Consider the following 3,656-nt stretch of genomic DNA (forward strand, 5'->3'; position numbering starts at 1 on the left):
GTTAATCTAATTAAGTAATATCTAGAAAAAATATTTATTGTAAAAAAAAAGGTTTCTTGGAAGGAATAAATTGAATGTTGCATAAATTAAGGAGTATTTATTATAAGAAAATAAAATTAATAATAAGAGAGCACTAAGCTAGTGCTCTTTTAATAATTAAATAATAAACTTATTATAAAATATATAATCAATGTTATATATTTTATTTTGAGTGATATATAATATTTTAGTAAGAATTTTTTATTATAAATTAATAGAAATTTTGAAATTGATTAAATAGTAGTTATAATAAAAATTCTTTTTATAATAATAAATATATAATATTAAAATTTTAAGGGCGATAAATAATAATAATAGAAAGATAGAAAGGACTTTTTTATGAAAGAATTAATTGATTTATATTTTCTATTCATTAAATTAGGTTTTATGAATTTTGGTGGTGGATATACTATATTTCCAATACTTCAAAAGGAAATAATTGAAAAGAGAAAATGGATTACGAGCGAAGAACTTACAGATTATTATGCTATTGGACAATGTACACCTGGGGTAATTGCTGTAAATACTGCTACGTTTATAGGTCACAAGAGAAAAGGAAATTTAGGTGGTATAGTTGCAACTCTTGGTTTTGTAACACCATCAATAATACTTATTTCAATAATAGCAGCTTTTATTGGTAATTTTGCAGATATTCCATTTGTAAAACATGCATTTGCAGGAATACGAGTATGTGTAGCAGTTCTTATATTAAATACAGCTATAAAGTTACTTAAAACTTCTGTAATTGATATAAAAACCCTTATTATATTTTTATTAGTAGCTGGTTTTTCTATATTTACTAATATATCACCATTTTTATTTATAATAATTTCAGGAATAAGTGGAATTGCAATTAAATGGTTTGGAGGTAAAAAGCATGATACTAATTAAAATATTTTTTGAATTTTTTAAAGTAGGTCTTTTTGCTGTTGGTGGTGGAGCAGCCACTATACCATTTCTTTATAATATTTCTGATAGAACCCATTGGTTTACTCATACAGATCTTGCTAATATGATTGCAATATCTCAATCTGTACCAGGAGCAATGGGAATTAATATGGCATCATATGTTGGATTTTCTACAAAGGGAATTACAGGAGCAATTGTTTCAACAATTGGTATTATTGTTCCTTCAATAACAATAATTTTAATTGTAGCAAGAGTATTAAATAAATTTAAAGAAAATGAAACTGTAAAAAGTTGTTTTTATGGATTACGACCAGCAGCAACAGGGTTACTTTTTGCAGCTGGTTTTGAAATAGTAAAAATATCAATATTAACTATAAATAAATTTTTTGAAACAAAAAATATTTTAAATATAATATCTTTTAAAGCATTAATACTTGCTATAATTTTATATTTTTTAATATCTAAATATAAGAAATCACCAATTTTTTATATAATATTATCTGCATTTATAGGAATTATATTTAAATTTTAATATAAATAATAAAAAAGACTATATCTATTATTTAAATTTAGATATAGTCTTTAATTTTATGGATTATTAAATGATATAATAAATTAACAAATAAAATTAAATAATAATGTAATATATTTTATTGTTTATAGTGAAATTTACATTATTTATAATACAATTATATATAGTAATAAGTTATAAATACTTAAATATAAGCAGTTTAAGGAGAGTAGGAATGAGAGTATTAGAGAGACTAGAACCTAAAAAAGTATTTGAATTTTTTGAGGATATAACTAGAATACCACATGATTCTGGTAATGAAAAAGAGATTAGTGATTATCTTGTTAAGTTTGCAATGGATAGAAATCTTGAGGTTATTCAAGATGATGCATTAAATGTAATAATTAAAAAGCCTGCCACAAAAGGGTATGAAAATATACCAGGAGTTATAATACAAGGTCATATGGACATGGTATGTGAAAAGTTAAGTGATATTAAGCATGATTTTAAAAAAGATCCACTACAATTAAGAATTGTTGATGATAAATTTGTTTATGCAACAGAAACTACCTTAGGAGCTGATGACGGTATGGCAATAGCATATGGGTTAGCTATATTAGATTCAGATACTATAGAACATCCATCAATAGAATTTGTAGCAACTACAGAGGAAGAAACAGTTATGGGTGGGGCTAATAATTTAGATACATCAGTACTAAATGGTAAAATTATTTTGAATATAGATGCCGAAGAAGAAGGAGTATTTATATTAGGTTGTGCTGGAGGAATTATGCTTTATCCAGAAATGAATACAGAATTTGAGAATTTTTCAGGAGAAGCTATAAAATTAGAGATTACAGGTCTTAAGGGTGGTCATTCTGGAATGGAAGTTCACAAGCAAAGAGGAAATGCTAATAAGTTAATGGGAAGACTTTTATATAATTTAAATAAAGAAGTTGGTTTTAATATTGTATCAATTAATGGTGGTTCAAAATCTAATGCAATACCTAAAAATTGCAAAGTTATAATTAGTGTTAATAAAGAAAATATAGAAAAAGTTAAAGAACTTTGCTTTAATTTTGAAAAAGATTTAAAGCATGAGTATAAAGTAGAGGAACCAAATATTAAAATTATTATTGGGGATTCAGAAAAATTAAATAAACAGTTAACTAAAAAAATAACAGAAAATTTAATTAAATTCTTAATTTTAATTCCTGATGGGGTTCAATCTATGAGTAAAGATATTCATGGTTTAGTAGAAAGTAGCTTAAATATTGGAATATTAGAACTTTTAGAAGATAAAATTAATTTTGTTGTTGATATAAGAAGTTCAGTTAAAAGTAAAAAGATAGAGATTGTAGACAGGGTTGAAGCTCTTTGTAATGTAATGGGATTGTCTGTAATAAAAAAAGGAGATTATCCAGAATGGGAATATGAAGCAAATTCAAAAATAAAAGATTTAAGCATTAAAACTTATCATGATTTATTTGGTGTTGAAGCAAAAATAACAGCTTTACATGCTGGACTTGAATGTGGAGTATTCAAAGAAAAGATGGGGTCAGATATAGAAATTATAAGCTTAGGTCCAGATATATTTGATGTACATACACCAAATGAACATTTAAAAATAGAATCAGTAGAAAAGTATTATAAATTTTTAATTCAGTTATTAAAAAATATGAAATAATAAATAAACATATTTATATAAATATTTTAAAAGAAAGTGGGTAATGGAATTGAGAAAAAAAGAAAAAAGAATAGCAGAACAAAATATTTTATTGTCAAGAGTTTATGATTTAATTTTAGATACACAAACTAATGAAGATGAACGTATTAAACTAATTGAATTTAAAGATGCAGTTGAAAGTGGAAAAGATTTTGAAAAGCAAACAATGAAGCTATCAGAAGGTCTACGACAATTAGCTGTTTGTAAGTTTAAATATAAAGAAAAACTTAGTTCGGAAGTTAGTAAGCTTTATATGGATATTTCTACAACTGGATTATTTGAAAAGAATTTAGGGATTGGCTTGGCATCAACTAGCTTTTATTTTAAGTAGAGAATTTACTTTATATACTATTACTTTTCATAATTTTTAAAACTAATAAAGAAATATTTAATAATAAACTCTAATTTTTAAAAATTAGAAGTATGTTTAAAATTAGAATTGATTTAAATAAGATGAAAATTAAATTTATT

4 protein-coding genes are annotated in these 3,656 nt (G+C 24.1%); all 4 read left to right on the forward strand.

The annotated features are described in order from the left end of the window. Positions 1–378: 378 nt before the first annotated feature. Positions 379–930: a chromate transporter gene (locus tag Q4E08_RS11795; protein ID WP_303131173.1), complete on the forward strand. Its 552-nt coding sequence runs from the start codon at positions 379–381 to the stop codon at positions 928–930. Next, positions 917–1,480 carry a chromate transporter gene (locus Q4E08_RS11800; protein ID WP_303131174.1) on the forward strand — a complete coding sequence of 188 codons (564 nt, stop codon included), beginning with the start codon at positions 917–919 and terminating at the stop codon, positions 1,478–1,480. Before Q4E08_RS11795 ends, Q4E08_RS11800 begins: the two co-directional genes overlap by 14 nt. Before the next feature lie 214 nt (positions 1,481–1,694). Beyond that, positions 1,695–3,146, forward strand: a complete 1,452-nt coding sequence (locus Q4E08_RS11805; protein WP_303131176.1) for an aminoacyl-histidine dipeptidase — start codon at positions 1,695–1,697, stop codon at positions 3,144–3,146. A gap of 43 nt (positions 3,147–3,189) precedes the next feature. Further along, a complete protein-coding gene (locus tag Q4E08_RS11810; protein WP_303131178.1) occupies positions 3,190–3,516 on the forward strand; it encodes a bacteriocin immunity protein in 327 nt (108 codons plus the stop codon). The last annotated feature ends 140 nt before the right edge of the window (positions 3,517–3,656 follow it).

The organism is Clostridium sp., from assembly GCF_030532265.1.
In the GTDB taxonomy this organism is placed as follows: domain Bacteria; phylum Bacillota; class Clostridia; order Clostridiales; family Clostridiaceae; genus Clostridium.

Coding starts and splice junctions, on each gene's coding strand:
- Q4E08_RS11795 (WP_303131173.1), top strand. CDS start 379: ATGAAAGAATTAATTGATTTATATTTTCTATTCATTAAATTAGGTTTT.
- Q4E08_RS11800 (WP_303131174.1), top strand. CDS start 917: ATGATACTAATTAAAATATTTTTTGAATTTTTTAAAGTAGGTCTTTTT.
- Q4E08_RS11805 (WP_303131176.1), top strand. CDS start 1,695: ATGAGAGTATTAGAGAGACTAGAACCTAAAAAAGTATTTGAATTTTTT.
- Q4E08_RS11810 (WP_303131178.1), top strand. CDS start 3,190: ATGGAATTGAGAAAAAAAGAAAAAAGAATAGCAGAACAAAATATTTTA.